This window comes from Arsukibacterium sp. MJ3 (assembly GCF_000987765.1).
Lineage (GTDB): Bacteria > Pseudomonadota > Gammaproteobacteria > Enterobacterales > Alteromonadaceae > Alishewanella.
Map to the genome: position 1 here is coordinate 25,654 of NZ_LAHP01000011.1, position 23,369 is coordinate 49,022.

The window sequence follows — 23,369 nt, forward strand, 5'->3', positions numbered from 1 at the left end:
ATTTGGTGTGGAGTAGTAACCTTGAGTGACAAAGACTTAGTTGTCCTTGGTAAGTTTGGTGCCGTTTACGGTATCAACGGTTGGCTTAAGGTCGTTGCTTATACCGATATCCCGGAAGGGATTTTTGACTACACACCCTGGCAAATTAAACTGCAGGGTAACTGGCTACCATTGCAGGTTGCAAGCTGGAAGCGCCATAGTAATGGCCTGATAGCGAAACTGGACGGCGTTAATGACCGTGACTTAGCCCAGCGTTATGTTAATGCTGAAATAGCGGTAACTCCGCAGGCGCTACCTTCGTTAGAAGAGGGCGATTATTACTGGAAAGACCTGATGGGTTTAGCGGTAATTAACCAAACGGGTTATCACTTAGGTGAAGTATCGGACATGATGGAAACGGGCTCAAACGACGTGATCGTGGTAAAAGCCAACCGGACAGATGCATTTGGTAAAAAAGAGCGTTTGTTGCCATTTTTAACCGAGACAGTGGTTAAAAGCGTTAACTTGGCTGAAAAGCAAATTATTGTTGACTGGGACCCAGCGTTTTAATGCAGGAAAACACTAAACTCTGGCTTGGCGTAGTAACGTTATTTCCAGAGATGTTTAATGCAATAACGCAATATGGGGTTACCGGCAGGGCAGTAAAGCAGGGCATTATGCAGTTACAGTGCTGGAACCCGCGGGATTTTACCTCGGACAAGCATCGAACTGTTGATGACCGGCCTTACGGCGGTGGTCCTGGCATGTTAATGATGGTTCAGCCTCTGACCGAAGCAATTCGGGCGGCGAAACACGCCGCTGGAGGTAAGGTTCACACCATTTACTTATCGCCGCAAGGCCGTAAGTTAGATCAACAAGGTGTGGCCGAGCTTGCCGCGCACGACAAGCTACTATTGGTAGCTGGCCGTTACGAAGGCATAGATGAGCGCGTAATAGAAAGCGAAATTGACGAAGAATGGTCAGTGGGTGATTACGTGTTAAGTGGTGGCGAGTTGCCCGCGATGACACTGATTGATGCAGTTTCTCGCTTAGTACCTGGTGTACTTGGGCACGACTTATCCGCAGCGCAGGATTCATTTTCTGCAGGCTTGCTGGATTGTCCGCATTATACCCGGCCTGAGGTGTTAGCCAATAAACAGGTGCCGTCAGTATTACTGAGCGGTAACCATGAAGAAATCAGACGCTGGCGTTTAAAGCAGGCTCTAGCTAGAACCTGGTTAAGACGGCCAGATATATTAAAACTCCTGGCTCTGACTAAGGAGCAACGCACATTACTGGCAGAGTTTCAACAGGAACACCAGGCGTTGCAGCAGCAAGATAGTTAATTCCAGGTAAAGTGAGATTGTAATGAGCAAAGTTAGCCAAAACATCATCAAACAACTTGAAGATGAACAGTTAAAGCAAGACATTCCCGCGTTCGCGCCGGGTGACACTGTTGTCGTTCAGGTAAAAGTAACAGAAGGCGACAAAAGCCGTCTGCAGGCGTTTGAAGGCGTAGTTATCGCCAAGCGTAACCGTGGTCTGCATTCAGCCTTCACCGTCCGTAAAATCTCTAATGGCGAAGGTGTTGAGCGTGTATTCCAGACGCACAGCCCGCTGGTAGACAGCATCACCGTTAAACGTCGTGGTGCGGTTCGCCGTGCTAAGCTTTACTACTTACGCGATCGTTCAGGTAAATCAGCGCGTATCCGCGAAAAGCTTAACTAAGCAAACCAAAAAGGCCGGCATTTGCCGGCCTTTTTCTTATGACGCTAAGCCAACCGCCACTTACCAAGCCAGTATTACAGCTGTTACAAAACCAGCTAAGCAGCTTGATCCTCTCTGCAATACCTGTTGCTACAGATCAAAGCCTGACTGAGCAGTATTTACTGTCCCGCTTAGGGCTGAAGCTGACGATGGATACCGAGCTTAATCCAGACTTACAACGCTATCAGCAACATTTCGTGCTATACCATTTATTGTATAGGCTGCAAACAGAATGGCTTATTACAGGCGAAGGTTTTCTGAGTATTGGTCTGGCTAAGGTAACATTGCTGACAACAGATTCTCCTGCTTCTCACGAGCTAGCAGAGCAAAATGACAATAGTAGTCGGCGTGAATACTATACTAACTGGCAAAACTTTTATGCAATGAGCGAACAGCTGCTAGATGATTACCTGCAGCAGTTCTGGCAGCGTTACAGCAAAGGTGAAGTGAATACCGCGCTGCTATCTGCTGAGCAAGCGCAACAATGCCTACAACTCAATCCCTGCTTTACCCTGACAGAGTTGAAAAAGGCTTATCGTCGCCAGGCTTTGCTGCTACACCCGGATCGGGCTAGTGGCGATGCTAAAAAGTTCAGGCAAATCCAGCAGGCTTATCAGCAGTTATTAAAGGCGTGCCGATAACCACACGCTGCTTGTATAAAAAAGTTTACGTTTATTTTTCTGTCAGAAAATCCGATATTTCATGAATTTATTGGCTTGTAGCGGGTTGACGCTGCCGTTCAAGATCTTTAGTATGCCTAAATCGTATTTAATTACTTACGTGCTGTACAATTTAGTTTACATAGAGGCGTCAGACCAGTTATTTCGTCGTTTTTATCTATGCTTAATCATCAGCACCGTGTCCTACCTATGGAGTTAGCATGAGCCAGATTGTTGATGATTTAAGAATAGTGGCCACTAAGCCACTAAGCCCACCTGCAGTAATGAAAAAAGCCTTGCCAATATCGGAACAAGGCGCTGACTTTGTTGCGCAGGCGCGAACCGATATAGCCAATATTGTGCATGGCCGCGATAAGCGCCTGTTAGTGGTCACCGGTCCTTGTTCTATCCATGACCCGCTTGCGGCAATCGAATATGCTACTAAGCTTAAAGCGTTGCAGCAGCAATACATTGACAGTTTATATATTGTGATGCGGGTATATTTCGAAAAGCCACGTACTACGGTAGGCTGGAAAGGTTTTATTAACGATCCGCATCTAGATGACTCCTTCGACTTGGAAACCGGTCTAACCTGGGGCCGTCAGCTATTGTTAAAAATGGTTGAAATGAAACTGCCTACTGCCACTGAAGCACTGGATCCGATCAGCCCACAATATTTATCGGATCTGATCAGCTGGGCGGCCATTGGCGCCCGTACAGTGGAGTCGCAAACGCACCGTGAAATGGCCAGTGGCTTATCAATGCCAGTTGGTTTTAAGAATGGTACCGACGGTAATTTAAATGTGGCGCTGAACGGCTTGCAGTCGGCGGCCAGTGGCCATAGTTTTATTGGAATAAATCAGCGGGGTGAAGTAAGTTTAGTGCAAACTGCCGGTAACCCGGATGGCCATATTATTCTTCGTGGCGGTGTAAAACCTAACTATGACGTCGACAGTATTAACGGCGCATTAGCGCAACTGAATAAATTAAAATTACCACACGGTATTGTGGTTGATTGCAGCCATGGTAACTCAAATAAAGATCATAATCGCCAGCCAGAAGTTGCTCAGGCGGTATTGTCACAACGGCTGGCTGGTACTGAAGCGATTATTGGCATTATGTTGGAAAGTCACTTGTTTGGTGGCCGGCAGAACTTAACCAATGGTAAAGCAGAGCATTATGGTGTTTCGGTAACTGATGCCTGTATTGACTGGCAAACCACCACAGACCTGTTAGCCAGCTTACACAAACAAATGCAAACTCTGGTCGTGGCGGCAGCTTAAGATGGATAAACAACATCAGGCACAACAACAGCTGGCACCACTTCGAGAGCAAATTGATAGTATCGATAGCCAGCTGGTGCAGTTATTAGCTGAGCGTGCCAAAGTGACGGCGCTGGTAGGCAAGGTAAAACAACATTTTGCGCTTGCGGTATATGTGCCTGAACGAGAGCAGGTGCTACTTGCTGCCAGACGCGAGCAAGCACTAGCACAGCAGGTTTCACCTGATTTGGTAGAAGATGTACTGCGCCGGATTATGCGCGAATCTTATGCCACGCAAGAAAATCATTTTGTTTGTTGTCGTGCTGGTGGCGGTAAAGTGGTAGTAGTGGGCGGAGCCGGTGCACTGGGCCAGCGTTTCGTCAGCTTATTTCAACGTTCTGGTTATGACGTTGTGGTTTTAGATCAAGCCGACTGGCCACAAGCGGTCGCGATATGCGCCAATGCTGCATTGGTACTGTTGGCAGTACCCATTACCTTAACTGAACAGCTCATCAATCAGCTGCCAGTATTAGCTGCTAATTGTATACTGGCTGATATTACCAGTATTAAGCAGCAGCCGTTAGGGGCTATGCTAGCTAAACACGCCGGCCCGGTAGTCGGTTTGCACCCAATGTTTGGGCCTGATATTACCAATTTGGTCAAGCAGGTGGTGGTGGTGTGTGAAGGGCGTGATGCAGAACATTGCCAGTGGCTATTGCAGCAACTTACCGTTTGGGGCGCCGAACTGGTAAGGAAAACTGCCAGCGAACATGATAAAGCTATGCAATTAATCCAGGCAATGCGTCACTTTTCATCCTTAGTGTACGGTACGCACTTAGCCGAGGAAAAAGCCGATTTAAACCAATTATTGCAGTTAAGCTCACCCATTTACCGGCTGGAATTGGCAATGGTGGGACGCTTATTTGCCCAAAATGCTGAGTTGTATGCCGATATTATGTTGTCATCGGCTGACGTTGCTGCGTTGTTAGAGCGTTACCAGCAACGTTTTAGCGAACTGTTGCAGTTGCTAAAAAGCCAAGACAAAACCGGGTTAATGGCGCAGTTTGGCAAAGGCCAGCAGTTTTTTGGTGAGCTCGCCGGTCAGTTTCTGCAGGAAAGTAAGCAACTGTTACAAAAAGCGGCGGATAGCCGCAGTTAAGCTTGCGTTATGTATTGTTCCTGCATCTACTCATGGTGCAGTTGGCGGTGTCTGGTTCAGTTGGTAGTAATCGTAAATTAGCTGCCAGGCATGTTCTGGTGTGTCGGCAAATTGGATTAGCTCTAAATCCTGCGGGCTAATTAAACCCTCTTCTGCCAGCATCTCAAAGTTAATCAGTTTCTGCCAAAACGCTTTATCGTACAAAATCACCGGGACCCGCTCGGCTTTTTTAGTTTGAATAAGGGTTAAGGTTTCAAATAACTCGTCTAAGGTGCCAAAACCGCCTGGAAAAGCCACCAAGGCGCGGGCGCGTTGTAAAAAATGCATTTTTCGAATCGCAAAGTAGTGAAACTGAAAGCAAAAATGCGGGGTGATATAAGGGTTGGGTTGCTGCTCTTTGGGTAGCACTATATTCAGCCCAATACTCTCACCACCTGCTGCCATAGCGCCGCGGTTAGCTGCTTCCATAACGCCAGGCCCGCCGCCACTGATAATCATTAAGGCGCTGTCCTGATGTTTATTGCTATGCTCGGTAACCAGCTGCGAAAAATGCTGCGAAGCTAAGTAGTACTCACTATTTTTAAAATTACGTTTGGCTTGCTTAACCGCCAGTTGTAACGTGGCATCATCGGGTTGCGCGGCGAGCTCTTGTTCGGCCTGCTCCAGCCGGGCTTTAGCCTGTTCGGGGGCAAGAAAGCGGGCACTGCCAAACACTACAATGGTCGCCTTAACACCATGCTGCTCCAATACTAATTGTGGTTTCAGGTATTCCAGTTGTAGCCGGACATGACGTAAGTCGTCCTGCATTAAAAAATCGTTATCGGCAAATGCCAGCTTGTAAGAGTCGTGATCCTGCAGTCTGGCAATCGCTGCCTGCGATTCTTCAGCTGAGGTGAAATGGCGTTTATATAAGCTATGGGCGTCTGACATATATTCCCCTTGCAGCGCGCCGCTGCTGAATAAACTAAGAGATTGTTTGATATAGACTAATATCAATAAGCTTAAGTTGCGATATAAATTATCAAAAGCAGAAGGAATACTAATGTGGACTGACACGCTGATGGCCTTTGGTGCCCTCGGTTTAATTTTACTGGGAATGGACTGGATGAGTCGTGGCCTGAAAACCGCAGCAGGTCCCAGCTTAATGCAGTTTTTACAGCGCTGGACCGGCAAACCGCTGCACGGGGTGCTGTTTGGCGGCATAGCGACGGTAGCGGTGCAATCGTCCAGTGCCGTAACAGTAACCACTATCGGCTTTGTTAACGCCGGTATTTTATCCCTGCAAAATGCCGCCTTTGTTATTTATGGCAGCAATGTTGGCACCTCGGTTACCGGCTGGTTTATTGCATTAATAGGCTTACAATTTAAGATTGATAGCTTAGCGCTGCCGGTAATTGGCGCAGGCGCGTTGCTGCAGTTATTTAGTAAGTCGATGCGGCGCAAGGGTATTGGCGAGGGCTTAATTGGCTTTGGCATGCTGTTTCTGGGGCTGAGCTTTTTAAAGCAAAGCTTTGATTCGGCCTTTATTGATATTCAATTTTCAGCGCTAAGCCAGTTGGGGTTATGGGGTATTCTGCTGGGGGTATTACTGGGTACGCTGCTTAGCACCTTGATGCAAGCCTCTATTGCAGTGATTGCCCTGGTGATTACTGCAGTATCTGCAGGCGCTTTACCGTTGCCCCTGGCCGCGGCTTTTGTGATTGGCGCTAACCTGGGTACTACCTCTACCGCCATCATGTCGACCTTAGCAGCTACTGCAAAAGCGAAACGGCTGGCGATGCTGCATGTGATCTTTAATGTGCTAACCGGGCTGGTGGCGTTAATACTGCTAAGTCCACTATTGGCGCTGATTTCATTGCTGCAGCACTGGTTATTTCACGAGCCACAAGCGGCGGTTAGTCTGGCACTTTTTCATACGCTGTTTAACGTGCTGGGGGTGCTATTAATGTGGCCTATTACCTCCCGGTTGGTGTTGTATCTGAATGGCCGTTTTCGTCGCCAGGCTATCGGTCAGTTGCGTACACTGGATGCATCCAGCCTGACTATTCCGGCACTGGCGATTAAAACCCTGAGTATGGAAACCTTAAGGATAGGCCAGTTATTAGCTGCACAGGCGCTGGCGATTAGTCGTGGCAAGGGAAGCGACAGTGAGACATTGGACTCTATTCGCCAATTACAAAATGAGCTGACGCACTACATGCTGCAATTAAGCAAGCAACCGCTGGCCGAGCAGGAAGCGCAAGCACTCAGTGAGTTGGTGCAAAATCAGTTGCGGTTGGAAATGACTTTGCAGTTGTTGCCCGCTTTAACCCGGCAACTGGCCGCCGATGTTAATGGCTTGCTGCCCGAGCAGCAATTATGGCTGCAGTTAGTTGCCGCACATTGGCCGCAAGATGCCGCAGCAGTACGCAGTTGTTACCGGGAGCTAATGAAACAACGCCAACAGCTTAAAAAGCAGCTATACCAGTTAGTACTTGCCGATCAACTCAGCAATGATTCAGGGGGTGATCTGCTGCTGCGTTTTGCAGAGCTGCGTCGCTTTAACCAGCAACTTACCAAAGCGATGTTGGCGCTGGGCAATTTACAAAGTCAATATCAGGTGGCTGAGCCTGCAGTGGATAACATTGCTGCCAAGGCTAACCCGAATGAGTTTAACCAAGAGGACAATAATAATGCCAGTTAATGCTAACTTAACGTTTTTAGGAGCCGCCGGTCAGGTAACCGGCTCTTGCTATCTGATAGAGCACAATAAGCAAAAAATTCTGCTGGACTGCGGGATGACCCAGGGTGCAGATCAGGTGCGGGAGTGGCATAAATTCCGCTTTGCTTTTAAACCGAAGGAAATCGATTTAGTTATTTTATCTCACGCCCATATCGATCATAGTGGCTTACTGCCATTGCTGGTTGCTAAAGGCTTTAAAGGCAAAATAATTTGCACACCAGGTACCGCAGAGTTATTGCCGGTGTTACTGAAAGACTCGGTAGGGTTGTATTTAAAAGATTTAGAATGGCAGAACAAAAAAGCCGCCCGTAGCGGTAAAAAGCAGCAAGACCCGGTGATGACGGTAGCTAATGCCGAACGGGTCAGTGAGCTGGTGCAGTCTTTGCCTTATCGTAAGCGGCAGGTGCCACTGCCGGGGTTAGAGCTGGAATTTGCCGATGCTGGTCATATTCTGGGGTCGGCTATTATTGAACTATGGATAAAGGGCAGTCAGGCGATGCGTAAGCTGGTATTTTCCGGCGATCTTGGTAATCCGGCCACTGTGCTAATGCACGACCCGACCGAAATTAGCCAAGCAGATGTAGTACTACTGGAAAGTACTTACGGTAACCGTAACCATCAAACCCTGGACAATACGGTGGAGGAGTTCGCCAATGCACTGGAGCAGGCCTATAAGGATGGCGGCAACGTGTTTATTCCGGCTTTTGCCCTGGGGCGCTCGCAAGAGGTACTGTATTATCTGGCATTGCTGCATCATCAGGGGCGATTAAAGCAGCGTGCAATTTTTCTGGACAGCCCAATGGCCATCAGTATCACCAAAATTTATGATGATTACTTGCATGCTCTGGATCAGGCTGATTTAAATAAGATTGGTGCAGGGCGCAGCTTGCAACAATTGTTACCGATGTTAAAACTAACGCCAAAAGTGGAAGATTCGATGGCGATTAACCGGGTGACGAATGGCGCCATTATTATTGCCGGTAGTGGAATGTGTAATGGTGGCCGCATTGTGCATCACTTTAAACATAATCTATGGAAAAATACCAATCATGTTATTTTTGTTGGCTTTCAAGCTCGGGGCACCCTGGGGCGGCGGCTGGTTGACGGTGAAAAACGGGTTAAAATGTTTGGCCAGGATATCGTGGTAAAAGCCCGGGTGCACACGATTGGTGGCTTTTCAGCGCATGCCGGACAGAGCGAACTGTTAGACTGGGCCAAAGCCATTGGCGGTCAGCCGCAATTTTACTTGGTACATGGTGAGCCCGAAGCGCAGCAAGTACTGCAAGAAAAATTGCAGCAGCAGGGTATTGCTGCACTGATCCCAGCCAAGGGTGACAGTATTAAGTTGTAACCGGATATATTTTGGCATTGGCAAATGGCTGTCAGGGAGTACAATTCCGGATATACTAATACCGGATATACAAATGCCGGATAAACAGCAAACAAAGGACCGTCATGAAACTTATCACCTTAGCAGCACTGCTGCTTAGCTTTGGGTTGAATGCTACACCTACCCAATCAACTGCAGCGCGAACCGTCCAGCAAACTGAACTGGAACAAAAAGTCGCCGAGTTGTGGCAGCAGCAAGACTACGCCGCAGCCAAAGTGCTGTTAGCCGACAAGGTCAACCGAAAAACCAGTGATGCCTGGTTGCTGGCAGCGCTGGGGCGCAGTGAACTGGAGCTGGGGCAAGCCGAAGCTGCTGAAGCATTACTGGCCAGAGCAATAAAAATTGCACCTGCCACAGCCAGTTACCAGTTTTGGTTTGGCAGAGCCAGTTGTGATCGCGCTCAGCAAGCCGGCATGTTAAGTGCGTTGGGTTATGCCAAACGCTGTCGCAAGGCGTTTGAACAAGCCGTTGCGTTGGCACCTTCAGAGGCCCGCTATTTAAAAGCGCTGGGTAAATACTATGCGCAGGCACCGGGAATTGCTGGTGGTGATCAAACTCAGGCCCTGCTTATAGCAGACACCTTAGCACAACAAGACCCGTTACAAGGCCAGCTATTAAAACTAGACGTGTTGTTTAGTGCTGAAGATATCACCGCAGCAGAACAAGTCGTCGCGGGCAGTGAGCTATTACAAAGCCGGCCTGAGCCCTATTTTATGCGAGGCATTCATATGGCGCAAAATCGCAACTATAAAGCGGCGATGGAGGCGTTTGCTAAAGCCAGCGAAAAAACTGTTGCAGATACTGATGGCAAGCGCAGCCGCTTACTGGCGCTATACCAGTTAGGCCGTGCCAGTGTCTTGGCCAAAGCTGATTATCCACAAGGAATTGCGGCTCTAACGGAATTCCTGGCTGATGGTAGTATGGAAAGCTTTAATGAATGGGCGCAATTTCGACTAAGTCAATTATATCTGGCGCAAGAACAGCGGGCTGAAGCAGAGGCGATTTTAATGCCATTGTTAGCAACAACGGACGATGCTAACCTTAAATCTGAAATTAAAAAAATACTCTAAATCAGTAGAGTAAAAGCTTTGGAGCTAAAGTAGTGACCGCAAAACTTGGCGGGATCCATCATGTGGCAATTATTTGCAGCGATTATTCGCGGAGCAAAGATTTTTACAGCAAGCTATTAGGGTTGCAAATCGTTGCCGAAAATTACCGGCCGGCACGTGACTCCTGGAAGCTTGACTTACAGCTGCCAGATGGCAGTAAGTTGGAACTGTTTAGCTTCCCAAACCCACCTGTGAGGCCAAGCCAACCGGAAGCGCAGGGGCTGCGACATCTGGCCTTTAACGTCGCCAATCTGGCGGATTATGCCGCCTATTTAATTGCTAATGGTATTGCCGTAGAGCCGGTACGTATCGATGAATTTACCGGCAAGCAATATAGTTTTTTTCAGGATCCGGATGGTCTGCCCTTAGAACTTTATCAGCAATAACATAGGTGAATGTATGGCATTACAGCTTATTCCGTTAATCAAAGTGTTGGGGCCCTATCTGACCACTATTGCCACATCTGCTATACCCGCTTTTACTGCTAAGTCGGCCGCAGCAAAGACCGATCCGCTGCTTGTTCAACAAATTAGCGAATTGCAGGATGCTGTAACCAAAAATGCTCAGTCTTTGCATGTGCTGGCCGAGCAACTGCAAAAAGTAATTGCTTCAGCAGAGCTGGCTTCTGCGGTAGCCGAGCGGCAAATTGCCACCTATAAATTGTTAGTTATTGGCAGTGCTATAACGTCGGTAGCCGCCATCACGTTAGCAGCGCTCAGCCTGCTCTGAGCGAGCTGCTGCGGCATTATACGAACTGTTAACCAGTACTCACCTGAGTTGGGGTAATATCTTCGCTGGGGTAACACCCTAATACTTTGACGAATTTGGTTATATTATTCAGCTCTTCCAGCGCCCGGGTCATGGCGTAATCTGCCAAATTAGCAAATACGTCGACGTAAAACATTTCTTCCCACGGGTTACCGGGAATTGGCCGCGACTCTAGTTTTGCCATGCTAATACCGTGTTGTTTTAATACGATTAGCGCTTCAACCAGAGCGCCGGGTTGCTGGCCGGTATACATAATAAAAGTGGTTTTCGCCGGTATCGCTTTAGCTACGGCTACCGGCTTACGGGCTACTACAATAAAACGGCTAATATTGTCTTTTTGGTTAGCTAAATCTCGTGCCAGCACTTTTAGGCCATATAACTGACCTCCCTCTTCACCACCAATAGCAATAATGCCAGGGTCTTGCAGTGCTTTTACTTTAGTGAATGCGGCTGATGAACTGTCACAATAATCAATTTTTACATTTGATAAACCCAGTAAAAACTGACTGCACTGGGCAATTACCTGCGGGTGGGCGCAAACCTGACGCACTTTGCTCAGCTCTGCGCCAGTTATACCTAGCAGGCAATGCGCTATGGGGTGTGTTAGTTCGCCAACAATCGATAAACGGGTATGTTGTAATAAGTCAAACACTTCATTAATGGAACCTGACGAAGTGTTTTCTATCGGCAGTAGGGCATAATCAGCATGGCCGGTTTCTACTGCCTGTACTATTTCATTAAAGCTGTCACAGCCTAGCTCGATGATTCGCTCAGCCCGGCGGGTAAAATATTTTTGGGTAGCCCAGTAACTATAAGAACCTTGTCCGCCAAGAAAGGCAACTCGCACGCTGGGGCCGTTTTCACCATTTAACAGGCCTTGAACCTTGGCTTGTTGTTGCAGGACGGAGTCTTCAATAATGACATGATAAATACGGGTAACATATTGTGCGTCGATGCCCAGTATTTTACCTTGTGCTATTAGCGATAACAGCAACTCTTGCTCGCGCCTTTGATCACGAATAGGTTTATTTTGGCTCAGTTTGGCATCAGCTACCGCCAAGGCGAGCTGGCGTCGGGTTGCCAGTAATTGTAATAGTTGCTGGTCGGTACTGCTGATTGCCTGGCGAATATCGTCAAGTTCCATGGTTTTTCCTTTGTAAAGCACGTAATAGTCTTATGCTTAAATACCAATCATTAAGCGCAAAAAAAAAACCTCCCAGAGGGAGGTTTCTTGCCATTTGTGCACGCACGGCCAGTTACCTCCCCTAAAGGGTGGTAAAGCTAAAAAGTCTGAGTGTGTGAATAATTGTTTTCATGTTAAGCACCATAATCCGTCTGGATGGCTAAAGTCAAGCGTCGGGTACTAACCGTAACTGATATTTTTTTGGACCCGGTAAAAAAGGTAACGCAACATCATGTAACCAATATTGATGATCGGCCCGATAAAAAGGTGACAACGGATGACCAGACTGGCCCGCAGGGATGGTAAGAATGCCATCTTGCTCCTGACCTGGCGCTACTACCATGCGTTGTGACTGTCCAAATGCGGGTAATTGCACCCGTGGCATATGACGATCCCCGGCAAACTCCGTGGTGGGCATATTCAACCAGCCACCAATTACCGGAATGGCACTACTTAGCGTATGATGGATATTAGCCTGATTATGTTGTCCCCAGCGGCTGTTCGCAATACTGCCATGTTGCTGCTCTAGTTGCCGCTTGCTGTCGAGTACGGCTTGAACTAATAAATCTGACCAAGCACTGAAACTGTCGGGCAGGGTATCTAGCCTGCGTGCTGATAACATGGCCCAGGTCGGTGTTTCCAATGGGTATTTTAAATCTGCGCTGCGGCTACCTGCTTGCTCTAGCATAGCTGACAGTGGGCTAAACAACAGCGCGATGGTTTGCTGCCGAAATTGCTGCACCAGGGTATAACCAATATCGTCACTGGCGGCATAGTGGCCACTTTCACTTAACAAGGTCCGGTATTCGGTTAATTGATGAGCTGTAGTAACGTCCGGTGTTAGTACTTCAAGTAACAGCTGGCGCCAACGGTTTAAAAACAGAGCGCGGTTATCAAGCTGAATTCGGTGCAGTGCCTGCTCATTCAGCTGGCCGCTGTTAAGCAAGCTATCCCGAATTTGTTGGCCTCTAGCGCCTAAATCATAACCGCCATTACCCAATAATTGATAGGCTTCGCCACCTACACTACGGGCATTAGCGGTCCATAATACACCCGTTTCAGGGTTGTAAACACGTGGATAGTCAGTCGCATTATGGTTAGCGAACCATTGGTTTTTACCATCGCTCCAGTCTTGTGCCGTATCCCAATCACTGAGTTGACGCTGTGGTAAAGGCCCCAGTGGTGTCCAGCCAATATTACCGTCTTTATCAGCAACCAGCATATTTTGGGTTGGCACACCGGTTATGGCACCCAGTGCCAGAGCTGCTTGGGTGCTTTTAGTGGTTTCCAGTTTCAACAGGTTAAAGTTTACCGCATTACTGTCGTATGCGACCCAGCGCAAGGCAAAATTGCGCTCACCATAACGTATAATCGGCCCCCATTGTGTTTCCTGTAACTGCAATGGGTAATCGTCAGCACCTTTTACTTTTATAGTTTGATAGTGATTTTGTAGCGGTTGCCAGCCAGTCGGGCTTAAATAGCGGTTACCATCATCAGAAAACTGCAGGCTGATTAAGTCGTGCCAGTCGGCGGTGCTATTAGTAAACCCCCAGGCAATGTGGCCATTACTACCCACTACTATAGCGGGTGCGCCAGCCAAGCTTAAGCCGGTTACTTGCTGCCACTCACTGCCATCACGCCAGTTTAGTTGTACTTTATACCAGGTGCCTGGTGCTCTAATGGTTAAGTGCATATCATTGGCAACAATAGCACTTCCGTGGCCGGTAAGCCGGCCCATAACCGCCATGTTATTACTGCCTAGGTCAGCACTGTCTTTAGGATTACATTCAATACAAGCCGGACCTGTTTTTAGTATTTGCGGATAAGGGCTGTCAGGCATGAGTACCGGGGAAATTTCTGAACTGTCAATAGCGGCTTGCCAGTCACTACTATGTTGTTGTAAAAAATCATACCAGGGGGCAGGTATGGCCTGATGTAACAGCGTCATAGCGTAGTCATTTCGGCCCAATTTACCTTGTAATTCCAAGTACATATTGTAAATAACCAGAATAGAATCTGTTTCCTGCCAAGCGATAGGCTTGGTGCCAAGCAGGTAGTATTCAAAAGGGGCCGAATTAAGCGACGCCAGGCCGTCATTAACACCGCGGCTGTAAGCACTGAGAATTTGTAAGTCTGCCGTGATAAATTGGCCTAAAGTAATTTCTGCGCGCTCGGCAAAGCGGTGGCGGCGGCGCGCAATATCTGTGGCCAGTGCGCGTTCGCCAAATAATTCAGCCAGCGTGCCGGCAGCACTGCGTCTTGCTAGGTCCATCTGGAAAAAACGTTCTTGCGCATGCCCAAAACCCATACCATAGGCTGCATCGTTTCGATCTGCTGCCGTTACGCTTAGATAACCCAAAGCATCACGGTCCAGATTGACCGGATTGGCAACTGCCGCGGCTAATTCGCCGTGATACTGCGGCAAACTTAGCCTTAGCCAAAAGTAACCAGCTGCAGCTGCTACAACTGTCAGCAAAACGGTGGTTAGCAACAGCCATTTAATTCCTTTCATCAACATGATCCGTTATTATAAAATCAGCAGGTTAGCATAGCAGGGGTAATCCATATGGTGCAAAAAATTAAAGTATGGGATGGCGCAGTGCGGTTTTTCCACTGGACTATGGTGCTGCTGGTTGCCGGGTTGTGGTATAGCGGTAGCGAGGGATATATCGCGCTGCACCAACTACTGGCCTACAGCTTAGCGGCGTTGTTGTTAGCACGTATTGGCTGGGGGATCTGGGGTAGCCAAACCGCCAAATTTAGCCAGTTTGCCGCCACCCCTAAGGCAGCCGTGCAATACTTGCGAAATAGCAAACCGGTGATAGGGCATAACCCTGCGTCATCGTACATGATTTTTACTTTACTGAGTTTACTGTTGCTGCAAATTGGCAGTGGCCTGGCCACGTTTGATAATAGCTACATGAGTGACGGTCCACTGGTAGCCTTATTACCAGAAGCCTGGGTTGAGCTGGCATCGGCCATCCATAAACGTAATATCGATGTTATATTGATTCTGGTCGCTGTGCATATTGGGTTTGCGCTATGGCACAGCTGGCGTCATGACAATGTCATAAAAACTTTAATAACGGGTAATACTGATCGTGTAAATGCGCCCCAGCTTCTGTTTCGCAAAAGCTGGAGCTTTTTTGTAATACTTGCAGTATTACTGGCTACTCTCTATTACTGGCAAGGGCGCCCATTGCTGCCGCTGTTGTAACTACGCCATACGTTCTGGCTACTGTTTGTAATTATCGTGGCATGCTTTACAGTTACGAGCAAAATTACCGAAAGCCTGGCGCAGCTCGTTTTTATCGCCAGTTCTGGCCGCTACCTGCAAGGCACTGGCATCGGCTGCCAGCTTTTCGCCGCGCTGCAGAAAATCGTCTAAATTTGTCCAGATATCGGCTTTGGCATCACCACCACCTTGTTCGGTGCCGGCCACCTGAAATGCTTCCCATGGTAGGGTTGTAACCATTACCAAAGCGTCGGCACGCTTTTGCACCCGTGCCGCATCAAAAACGACTTCACCTTTGATCATTTCATTAATATCGCCCATATTATGGCGTATAAGCTGAAAAGCGGATTGACGATACTTAACCGCGTCATTAGCGTCAGTAAACGCGGTAGCAGCGGTTAACGGGGTTGAAACTATTATGGCTGCAAGGCCGGCAAGCAAGGCTTTTTTCATTTGTTCATTCTCTTTTATTGGTTTTGCATGCAATAATGCTAAGGTGTTAACAATATGCATGGCCTATGACAGTTTTACCAGACTGAATTTATTATAACAATAGCAAGGTCGCTTCATTGAAGGATGTAATTAAGACTAGACCAACAGGGATGAACTCGCTTGGGATCAAATTCTCGGCTGTAGTCTTTGCTGCCATTGTAGCTGCCGGCTTGTTGTTTGCCTATACGGTTATCTTGTTACAAGAGCAGTCCTTGACCCAGCAGCAGCAGGCGGCAGTTAGCCGCACGGCAAAAAATTATGCTGTGCAACTAGACCGGCGTTTAGCAGACAAACAACAAACTGCGATTATTGCCAGTCAAATAATTAGCCGTTATTTAACTGAGCAAACCCGGCCTGAATCGTTAACGCTTCGGCCAGATAGCAATGGATTAATTCGCCAGCAAGACCTCTACTCTGCGGCAGTTTTACCCGCTACTAATCTTAACTCTGCTACTGCCGGTCTATTTTCGCAAAGCCAAGTGTTGTGGCAGCAATTGTCGCCGCTTATGCTGCAAGACTTTTACAGCTTCTATTTTATCAGTAAACAACAGTTTATCAGGGTAGCGCCGGCAGAGTTAAACCAGCTGTTTAGTCCGGGCCATGTTGTTACTGACGACTTGTTTTACCAACTGGCTACACCAGAAAATAATCCGGCAAAATTACCGCGCTGGACACCTGTCTATTTTCACCCACTCTGGCAAAAGTGGGTTAGCACTATTTTGGTACCGATATACGTTAAAGAGCAGTTTATTGGCGTTAGTGCTGCCGATATTGAATTGACTGAATTAACCCGTAACATTAACAATATTGGGCATTGGAATACCCATACCCGCATCTTGCTGTTTGACGATAACGGCAACGCCATTATAACACCCGTTCCGCTTATGCCTGATATTGCGGGTAATACTCTGTACTCAGGAGAGGTGGTTACCGAGCCAGCGTTGCATTCTCATATTAGCCAAACACTGCAACGTTCTGGTTATAACGCCGCTGAGGCAGCTACTTATTTATTTGCCGCCGCACCGATAACGCATCTGAACTGGCATGTGGCTATTTATTTAGATACTGCTGCAGTAATGGCCACCCTTAAACCATTTCGTGGCAGGTTAGTTGTAGTGTTTATAGCGGTTGCGGTGTTGTTGGCCGTGTTGCTGCACTTGTTCAGCTACCAGTTGGTATTAAAGCGCTTGAACCGTTTGTCTGGTGCCGTAGTGAAACTGAGTCGCGGTGACATTCAGCAGGTTAAGTTAGATAACAAAAAAGACGAAATTGGCCAGTTAAACCGAGCATTTACCGGTATGTCTGCCGAAATAGCTCAGCTGGTAACCGGCCTAAATGACCGCATTGCTGAGAAAGAACAAGCCGAAAGGTCTGCCAGAAAGTTAAGTAAAGCGGTATCGTTTTCCAGCTCCGGGATCCTGTTAACCGATCAGCATCTGATTATTGAATACCTCAATCCATTTTTGACCGATTTGCTTGGTTGTGATGAGCGTAGCGTAGTTGATCAGCCATTACATATGTTACTGGCAGATGAAATGGAGCAGTTAAGCGCTGAAATTACCCAAACGCTGCACGAACGTCAGCATTGGCAGGGCGATATTTTATTGCAACATCAAAAGCTACCCGCGCGGCAGTTTTGGGTATCGCTGGCCATTGCCCCCATACGCGATGAAATGGGAAGTTTGCTTAATTATGTTTGCGCCATGCAGGACATTTCATTTATTAAGCAAAGTCAAAAAAAAATGGAGCAGTTGGCCTACTACGACGTATTAACCGGGCTGGCGAACCGCGGTTATTTCCGGGACCAACTTCGTAAAGCCATTGCCATGGCGCACCGCGGTTATTTTAACTTCGCCTTATTGTATTTTGATTTGGATGAGTTTAAGCGAATAAACGATACGCTGGGGCATGATGCCGGTGACGAGTTGTTAAAAGAAGTGGCGAAGCGCCTTACTTCGCGTTTACGCGAGGAAGATACGATAGCACGGCTGGGCGGTGATGAGTTTGCGGTTATTTTAAGTGGTATTAAAGATCGACAACAAGCCGCAATGATCGCCACTAACCTGCAGCAAGCATTTGATGAGCCGGTTAAGTTGGGGCAGCACGACGTTGCTATTAGTGCCAGTATTGGTATTACCATGGCACCGGAAGATGCCTCTGAAGAAGAATTACTGTTAAAACATGCTGATTTGGCCATGTATGAAGCTAAAGCACGTGGCAAGAATACCTTTCACTTTTTTAGTCAAGATTTAAATGATGCGGCCAATGATCGACTGCAAATTGAAAATCAGCTACGGGTAGCGATCCGCGAACATCAGTTTTTGTTATATTACCAGCCGAAAATTGATATCCGTACTGAAGTGATTACCGGTTATGAAACACTGATCCGCTGGCTACGTCCGGATAACACCTTAATACCACCACTGCGGTTTATTCCGGTGGCAGAAAGCACAGGCTTGATTGTGCAAATTGGCGAATGGGTAATCTGGGAAGCGTGTCGATTTTTAGCACGTCAACAAAGTCGTGGTTATGACGTTACGTTGTCGATTAACTTATCAGTGCGCCAGTTTACTGAGCAGGATTTGCCGGAGATGGTCGAGCGTATTTTAAAACGTACCGGCGTCAAACCACAGGCAATAATCTTCGAAATTACGGAAAGTATGCTAATGGGCGACACCGATGCGGCTATTGACCAGTTAAATCAGTTAAAGCGTCTCGGGGTCTCTTTATCTATTGATGACTTTGGTACAGGCTATTCGTCGTTAAGTTATTTAAAACGCTTTCCGGTGGATGAACTAAAAATAGACCAGTCTTTTGTCAAAGATATCCCAGAAGATCGGAACGATATGGACATCGTGGCCGCCATTATTGCTATGGCGCAGAAAATGAATCTGCGGGTAGTGGCTGAGGGCGTAGAAACCGCTCAACAGGTTGAGTTTTTACGACAAAATGGCTGTTTTGAAGTACAGGGTTACTTCTACAGCATGCCATTGGCTGAGCAGGAGCTTAGCCAACTTAATTACACGGTTAATACCTAATTATAATAACATCAGGAAACTTCTATGACACCAGCTCGCTTGTCCATGTTTAGCATGGCTCTGCTTGGTGCTTTTAGCACGGGTAGTATTGCCGATCAAACTTCGCCGCAACTTGGGATCCGCGATAAAACGCCAAACCTAATTGCTCTTATTAATGCCACTGTTGTTACTGAGCCAGGTAAAACCTTGCCCTCTGCCATGGTATTGATCCGCGACGGTAAAATTGAAGCCGTCAGCAGTAATAACGAGGTACCGCAGGGGTATCAGACTATTGATTTAGCTGGTTATCATTTATATGCCGGTTTTATTGACCCCTACAGCCAGTATGGTGTGCCGGCTGCCCCTAAGGGCGAGGAGTTCAGTTTTGGTGGCAAACCAGTTTATGAAAATGAGCGAATAGGTGGCAATGCTGCCAACGCGGCTATTCATGCTGAACAACGCTGGGTTAACCAGTTTAAGCCTGATGCCACAGCAGCAGCAGAGCTGATAAAGCAGGGTTTTACGGTGGTGCAAACTGCCCGGCATGACGGTGTGTTCCGCGGTAGCGGTTTTGTTGCCTCGCTGGCACAGGGCCTGCCAAACGATTTGGTCCTTAAGCCAGAAAGCCAGCACTTTATGTCTTTTAGTAAAGGTAGTTCGAAACAAAGCTACCCGTCGTCGCTAATGGGCAGTATTGCGCTTATTCGTCAAACTTTTGCCGATGCTAACTGGTATCAGGCAGCAGAAAAAAAGCAAGATTTTCGCTTTATCAGTGGCGGTGTTGAATATAATGCAGCGTTGGCGGGGGTGGCTAAAGCCGCCAGTCAGGGTGTGTTGTTTGATACCAGTGATGAACGTGCCTTGTTAAGAGCAGATAGCATACTGGCCGAGTTTAATATTAGTAATGTAGCTATCTTAGGGTCGGGGCATGAATATTCCCGCTTGGCTGAAGTGAAGGCAACCGGGCGCACTTTGGTGCTGCCACTGGCGTTTCCTGCGGCGCCTAAGGTTACTCTGCCAGATCAGCATATTGATATTAACCTGGCTGATTTACGGCATTGGGAAAGGGCGCCAGCTAATCCTGGGGTTCTTGAAGCCGCGGGTATAACCTTTGCTTTTACCAGCCATGGTTTAAAGAATAAAACGGATTTTTTACCTAATCTGCGTAAAGCCGTGCAGTATGGCCTGAGCAAAGAGCAAGCTTTAGCTTCGTTAACCACGGTTCCGGCGGCGATAGTTGGGCTAGAACAACAACTAGGCAAAATTGCCAGTGGCTATCAAGCCGATTTAGTGGTGAGCCGGGGTGACTTATTCGCTGATGGTGAAATTGTCGCCAGCTGGCTGCGTGGTCAGTTGCAGGAGTTTAGTCCGCTAAACGCTCCCCAGTTTGCCGGGCAATATAACCTGTCTGTAGCAGGCAATAGTTATAACCTGAGCTTAACTGGCCATGCGCCAACAATAAAAGGTGAGCTTAGTCTGGGCGAGCAAAAGGTAGAACTAACCCATGTTGTGCAACAAGGCCAAAATCTGCAATTTAGTGTGCCACTGGAAAAACTGATCGGTAAGTCTGAAGTGGCCCAGTTTAGTGGTGTACTGCGTAATGCAAGCTTAACGGGGCAATGGCAACAAGCTGATGGCAGTTTATTGGCGCTAACGTCTGAACGCACTGCAGCAGTTGCAAGCGATGTTAAAGCAGATAAACCGGCCAGCCAAATGCTGTCAAAACTTACCTACCCGAATCGGGCCTTTGGTAAGTCAGCATTACCAGAGCAGCAAAACCTGCATATTAAAAACGCTACCTTGTGGACTGCAACCGAGCAAGGTGTGCTGGTGAATACTGATATTATTGTCCGCGATGGCAAAATTAGCCGTATAGGGGAAAAACTTAGTACACCTGGCGGCTATACCGTTATTGATGGTGCTAATTTGCATATTACCCCCGGCATTATTGACGAGCACTCGCATATTGCTACCGAACAAGGTGTGAATGAAGGCAGCCATGCCAATACCGCAGAAGTGCATCTTGGCGACGTGGTCAACCCAGACGATATAAATATTTATCGTGGTCTGGCGGGCGGCGTTACCACCGTGCAATTATTGCATGGCAGTGCTAATCCGATCGGTGGCCGGGCCCAGGTAATCAGTTTACGCTGGGGTGAGTCAGCAGAGGGCATGAAGTTTGTCGGTGCGCCAGGCAGTATTAAATTTGCTCTGGGTGAAAACGTTAAACAATCAAACTGGGGTGATGATTTTAGCAGTCGTTATCCGCAAACCCGTATTGGCGTTGATACTTTTATCAGGGATAACTTTCAGGCGGCCAAAGAATATCAAGCCAATTGGCAGGCTTATAATAAGTTATCAAAACGGCAACAAAGCAAGATACAAGCACCACGGCGAGACTATCAACTTGAAACACTGGTCGAAATTCTCGACGGCAAACGTCATATTCATACCCACTCTTATGTTGCTTCAGAAATTTTGATGCTGATTGATGTGGCGGAGGAAATGGGTTTTAAAATTCAAACCTTCACCCATATTCTTGAGGGTTATAAAGTGGCCAGCGAGATGCAAGTTCATGGTGCCAGTGTGTCAACTTTTGCCGATTGGTGGGGCTTTAAAATGGAAGTAAACGATGCCATTCCAACCAACACCTGTTTAATGCATGAGCAGGGGCTACTGGTGAGTGTCAATTCAGATGATCCGGGCTTGTTACGCCGGCTTAATCAGGAAGCGGCAAAATCGCCGATGTATTGCGGTATGGATGAGCATGAAGCGTTAAAAATGGTCACCATTAATCCGGCAAAGCAGCTGAAAATTGACGATAAAGTCGGTTCGCTTGCCGAAGGTAAGCAAGCCGATCTGGTGGTATGGGATAGTCACCCGTTGTCGGTTTATGCTCAGGTGCAGCAAACCTGGATTGGCGGCACTCGCTATTTCGACCGTAACGATGATATCGCGCTGCGCGCTTCTCAGGCGGAAGAAAAGCAGCAACTTATTCAGAAAATCCTGACTGCCGGTGAGTCAGCTCAAAATGGTGTTGAAAACGGCTATAAGCAAGACGACCCCATTTGGCACTGTGCCGACAAAGCAGACTGGTTACAACTGCGCTTTGCAGATCATGCAGACCAAGCGAGTAATAACCATCAGCATCTGCAGCACTAGGAGACATAATAGCAATGAACAAATTAACTAAGGTTTTAATGCTGGCAACAGCCCTGGTATCTGCAACTGCCGCCGCGGTAAACCCAGTGCCCGGGGCGAAACAGCAACAACCGCTGCTACTACAAAATGCAACTGTGCATAGTGTTAGTTCAGCACCGGCCATTCAAGATGTCTTACTGGTAGAGGGCAAGATTGCTGCGATTGGCACTAATCTGGCGGTACCGGCTGCTGCGAAGCAGCTTGATTTAACCGGTAAACATTTATATCCGGGGTTAATCGCCTTGATTAATCAATTAGGGTTAATTGAAGTAGAAGCGGTTCGTGCTACACGGGATGATCGTGAAACCAGCTCCACCAATCCGGACTTGCAAGTACAGGTAGCCTATAACGCTGATTCTGTGGTGATCCCAACCATACGAAGTAATGGCTTTAGCCACAGTCTGATTTACCCTGATGGCGCCATGCTAACCGGCCGCTCAGCACTGATGCAGCTGGATGCCTGGAACTGGCAGGATGCGACAGTGCAAGCCAATGTAGGCTTACATGTACGCTGGCCGCGAATGAGCATACAAACGGGTTGGTGGGTGCGTGACAGTGCTGAAAAACAACTGGAAAATCAACAAAAGCAACTGAGTGAACTGCAACACTATTTCGAGCAGGCGCAGGCTTATTATTTAGCTGAGCAAGCCGGTTTAAATAGCGGTAAAGACTCGCGCTGGCATGCCATGCTAACGTTCTTCGAGGGTGAGCTGCCATTATTTGTCCATGCTGATGATCCGCGGCAAATTCGTCAGGCCATGTTACTGGCTGAAAAATATCAGGTGCGTTTGGTGATTGTTGGTGGTCGTGACAGCTGGCGTTTAGCGGATGAGCTGGCTAAAGCCAAGATAGATGTTATTTATACTGCGCCCTATGGCCTGCCAACACGCGGTGATGAAGCCTACGATCAGGCTTTTGCTGCGCCTGGTCAACTGCGGGCGGCCGGGGTGCGTTTAGCCTTATCGCTTGATGGTTTCTGGGATACCCGTAATTTGGTGTTCGCAGCTGGCCATGTTACCCGTTATGGCCTGAGTAGCGAAGATGCACTGCGAGCATTAACGTTAGATGCAGCGGCTATTGCCGGTGTTGCCGATCGCTTGGGCAGTATTGAGGTGGGTAAAAGTGCCAGTTTAGTGGTGTCTGATGGTGATATTTTTGATTACCGCGGCCATAAGATTGAACATTTATGGATTGACGGCCGTGCAGTCGATTTAAATAATCACCATAAACAACTGCATCAGCGGTTTAAGCAGCGTTATAACAACGCTAATTAACAATATGCCCATTATTAATAGTGCTAGTAACTGCTGATAGTTTACTTGATAGCGAAAACAGGTTTGCCCTAAGCCGACCGTTGAAGCCCTAGACGGGCGGAAACGAGCCCCCATGGATGGGTTCACGGCGTGTCGGCGTGGGTAAACTTGAT

The 23,369-nt window shown here is 47.8% G+C and carries 19 protein-coding genes; 15 read left to right on the forward strand and 4 right to left on the reverse strand.

Annotated features, from left to right (window positions below):
* The first annotated feature begins 21 nt into the window (after window positions 1–21).
* The 6 genes from rimM (at window position 22) to tyrA (ending at window position 4,826) form a co-directional block, all read left to right on the forward strand.
* Window positions 22–549, forward strand: a complete 528-nt coding sequence (gene rimM, locus VT06_RS09640) for a ribosome maturation factor RimM (RefSeq protein ID WP_046554097.1) — start codon at window positions 22–24, stop codon at window positions 547–549.
* Window positions 549–1,325 (forward strand): tRNA (guanosine(37)-N1)-methyltransferase TrmD, encoded by a 777-nt coding sequence (gene trmD, locus VT06_RS09645; protein WP_046554098.1) that lies wholly within the window; start codon window positions 549–551, stop codon window positions 1,323–1,325. The genes rimM and trmD overlap by 1 nt, the downstream gene beginning before the upstream one ends.
* A 22-nt stretch (window positions 1,326–1,347) precedes the next feature.
* On the forward strand, window positions 1,348–1,707 hold the full coding sequence (rplS, locus tag VT06_RS09650; RefSeq protein WP_046554099.1) for a 50S ribosomal protein L19: 360 nt from the start codon (window positions 1,348–1,350) through the stop codon (window positions 1,705–1,707).
* Between the two features lie 38 nt (window positions 1,708–1,745).
* A complete protein-coding gene (locus VT06_RS09655) occupies window positions 1,746–2,387 on the forward strand; it encodes a DNA-J related domain-containing protein (RefSeq protein ID WP_082122488.1) in 642 nt (213 codons plus the stop codon).
* A 239-nt stretch (window positions 2,388–2,626) separates the two neighbouring features.
* Window positions 2,627–3,688 (forward strand): 3-deoxy-7-phosphoheptulonate synthase, encoded by a 1,062-nt coding sequence (locus tag VT06_RS09660; RefSeq protein WP_046554100.1) that lies wholly within the window; start codon window positions 2,627–2,629, stop codon window positions 3,686–3,688.
* Window position 3,689: 1 nt separating this feature from the next.
* Window positions 3,690–4,826, forward strand: coding sequence for a bifunctional chorismate mutase/prephenate dehydrogenase (gene tyrA, locus VT06_RS09665; RefSeq protein ID WP_046554101.1), 1,137 nt, complete (start codon window positions 3,690–3,692; stop codon window positions 4,824–4,826).
* Window positions 4,827–4,856: 30 nt separating this feature from the next.
* On the opposite strand, the gene VT06_RS09670 is transcribed toward tyrA, so the two are convergent.
* Entirely contained in the window at window positions 4,857–5,756 is a 900-nt protein-coding gene (locus tag VT06_RS09670) for a TIGR00730 family Rossman fold protein (RefSeq protein ID WP_046554180.1), read from the reverse strand.
* A 112-nt stretch (window positions 5,757–5,868) separates the two neighbouring features.
* Here VT06_RS09670 and VT06_RS09675 point away from each other — a divergent pair, with 112 nt between their 5' ends.
* The 5 genes from VT06_RS09675 (at window position 5,869) to VT06_RS09695 (ending at window position 10,776) form a co-directional block, all read left to right on the forward strand.
* A complete protein-coding gene (locus tag VT06_RS09675; RefSeq protein WP_046554102.1) occupies window positions 5,869–7,509 on the forward strand; it encodes a Na/Pi cotransporter family protein in 1,641 nt (546 codons plus the stop codon).
* The gene (locus tag VT06_RS09680) at window positions 7,499–8,899 is read left to right on the forward strand and encodes an MBL fold metallo-hydrolase RNA specificity domain-containing protein (RefSeq protein ID WP_046554103.1); all 1,401 of its coding nucleotides are present in this window, start codon (window positions 7,499–7,501) and stop codon (window positions 8,897–8,899) included. The genes VT06_RS09675 and VT06_RS09680 overlap by 11 nt, the downstream gene beginning before the upstream one ends.
* 104 nt (window positions 8,900–9,003) lie before the next feature.
* Window positions 9,004–10,008: a hypothetical protein gene (locus VT06_RS09685; RefSeq protein WP_046554104.1), complete on the forward strand. Its 1,005-nt coding sequence runs from the start codon at window positions 9,004–9,006 to the stop codon at window positions 10,006–10,008.
* A 32-nt stretch (window positions 10,009–10,040) separates the two neighbouring features.
* Window positions 10,041–10,433, forward strand: coding sequence for a VOC family protein (locus tag VT06_RS09690; protein ID WP_046554105.1), 393 nt, complete (start codon window positions 10,041–10,043; stop codon window positions 10,431–10,433).
* Window positions 10,434–10,446: 13 nt separating this feature from the next.
* Window positions 10,447–10,776 (forward strand): hypothetical protein, encoded by a 330-nt coding sequence (locus tag VT06_RS09695; RefSeq protein ID WP_046554106.1) that lies wholly within the window; start codon window positions 10,447–10,449, stop codon window positions 10,774–10,776.
* A gap of 28 nt (window positions 10,777–10,804) precedes the next feature.
* Here the strand turns inward: VT06_RS09695 and VT06_RS09700 are convergent, their stop codons facing one another.
* Entirely contained in the window at window positions 10,805–11,959 is a 1,155-nt protein-coding gene (locus tag VT06_RS09700) for a chorismate mutase (protein ID WP_046554107.1), read from the reverse strand.
* 205 nt (window positions 11,960–12,164) lie between these two features.
* Window positions 12,165–14,510 carry a penicillin acylase family protein gene (locus tag VT06_RS09705; protein ID WP_046554108.1) on the reverse strand — a complete coding sequence of 782 codons (2,346 nt, stop codon included), beginning with the start codon at window positions 14,508–14,510 and terminating at the stop codon, window positions 12,165–12,167.
* 54 nt (window positions 14,511–14,564) lie between these two features.
* On the opposite strand from VT06_RS09705, the gene VT06_RS09710 reads away from it, so the two are divergent.
* A complete protein-coding gene (locus tag VT06_RS09710; protein ID WP_046554109.1) occupies window positions 14,565–15,215 on the forward strand; it encodes a cytochrome b/b6 domain-containing protein in 651 nt (216 codons plus the stop codon).
* A gap of 18 nt (window positions 15,216–15,233) precedes the next feature.
* On the opposite strand, the gene VT06_RS09715 is transcribed toward VT06_RS09710, so the two are convergent.
* Complete coding sequence (locus VT06_RS09715; protein WP_046554181.1) at window positions 15,234–15,686, reverse strand: cytochrome c; 453 nt, start codon at window positions 15,684–15,686, stop codon at window positions 15,234–15,236.
* Window positions 15,687–15,835: 149 nt separating this feature from the next.
* On the opposite strand from VT06_RS09715, the gene VT06_RS09720 reads away from it, so the two are divergent.
* The 3 genes from VT06_RS09720 to VT06_RS09730 are packed head-to-tail and all read left to right on the forward strand — an operon-like array spanning window position 15,836 to window position 23,217.
* Window positions 15,836–18,763 carry an EAL domain-containing protein gene (locus VT06_RS09720; protein ID WP_046554110.1) on the forward strand — a complete coding sequence of 976 codons (2,928 nt, stop codon included), beginning with the start codon at window positions 15,836–15,838 and terminating at the stop codon, window positions 18,761–18,763.
* A 24-nt stretch (window positions 18,764–18,787) separates the two neighbouring features.
* Window positions 18,788–21,904, forward strand: coding sequence for an amidohydrolase family protein (locus tag VT06_RS09725; protein ID WP_046554111.1), 3,117 nt, complete (start codon window positions 18,788–18,790; stop codon window positions 21,902–21,904).
* A 14-nt stretch (window positions 21,905–21,918) separates the two neighbouring features.
* The gene (locus tag VT06_RS09730) at window positions 21,919–23,217 is read left to right on the forward strand and encodes an amidohydrolase family protein (RefSeq protein WP_046554112.1); all 1,299 of its coding nucleotides are present in this window, start codon (window positions 21,919–21,921) and stop codon (window positions 23,215–23,217) included.
* Window positions 23,218–23,369 lie beyond the last annotated feature (152 nt).

Excerpts from the sequence above, each read along its gene's own strand:
- trmD (WP_046554098.1), top strand. The coding sequence starts at position 549 with ATGCAGGAAAACACTAAACTCTGGCTTGGCGTAGTAACGTTATTTCCA.
- rplS (WP_046554099.1), top strand. The coding sequence starts at position 1,348 with ATGAGCAAAGTTAGCCAAAACATCATCAAACAACTTGAAGATGAACAG.
- VT06_RS09655 (WP_082122488.1), top strand. The coding sequence starts at position 1,746 with ATGACGCTAAGCCAACCGCCACTTACCAAGCCAGTATTACAGCTGTTA.
- VT06_RS09660 (WP_046554100.1), top strand. The coding sequence starts at position 2,627 with ATGAGCCAGATTGTTGATGATTTAAGAATAGTGGCCACTAAGCCACTA.
- tyrA (WP_046554101.1), top strand. The coding sequence starts at position 3,690 with ATGGATAAACAACATCAGGCACAACAACAGCTGGCACCACTTCGAGAG.
- VT06_RS09670 (WP_046554180.1), bottom strand. The coding sequence starts at position 5,756 with ATGTCAGACGCCCATAGCTTATATAAACGCCATTTCACCTCAGCTGAA.
- VT06_RS09675 (WP_046554102.1), top strand. The coding sequence starts at position 5,869 with ATGTGGACTGACACGCTGATGGCCTTTGGTGCCCTCGGTTTAATTTTA.
- VT06_RS09680 (WP_046554103.1), top strand. The coding sequence starts at position 7,499 with ATGCCAGTTAATGCTAACTTAACGTTTTTAGGAGCCGCCGGTCAGGTA.
- VT06_RS09685 (WP_046554104.1), top strand. The coding sequence starts at position 9,004 with ATGAAACTTATCACCTTAGCAGCACTGCTGCTTAGCTTTGGGTTGAAT.
- VT06_RS09695 (WP_046554106.1), top strand. The coding sequence starts at position 10,447 with ATGGCATTACAGCTTATTCCGTTAATCAAAGTGTTGGGGCCCTATCTG.
- VT06_RS09700 (WP_046554107.1), bottom strand. The coding sequence starts at position 11,959 with ATGGAACTTGACGATATTCGCCAGGCAATCAGCAGTACCGACCAGCAA.
- VT06_RS09705 (WP_046554108.1), bottom strand. The coding sequence starts at position 14,510 with ATGAAAGGAATTAAATGGCTGTTGCTAACCACCGTTTTGCTGACAGTT.
- VT06_RS09710 (WP_046554109.1), top strand. The coding sequence starts at position 14,565 with ATGGTGCAAAAAATTAAAGTATGGGATGGCGCAGTGCGGTTTTTCCAC.
- VT06_RS09715 (WP_046554181.1), bottom strand. The coding sequence starts at position 15,686 with ATGAAAAAAGCCTTGCTTGCCGGCCTTGCAGCCATAATAGTTTCAACC.
- VT06_RS09720 (WP_046554110.1), top strand. The coding sequence starts at position 15,836 with ATGAACTCGCTTGGGATCAAATTCTCGGCTGTAGTCTTTGCTGCCATT.
- VT06_RS09725 (WP_046554111.1), top strand. The coding sequence starts at position 18,788 with ATGACACCAGCTCGCTTGTCCATGTTTAGCATGGCTCTGCTTGGTGCT.
- VT06_RS09730 (WP_046554112.1), top strand. The coding sequence starts at position 21,919 with ATGAACAAATTAACTAAGGTTTTAATGCTGGCAACAGCCCTGGTATCT.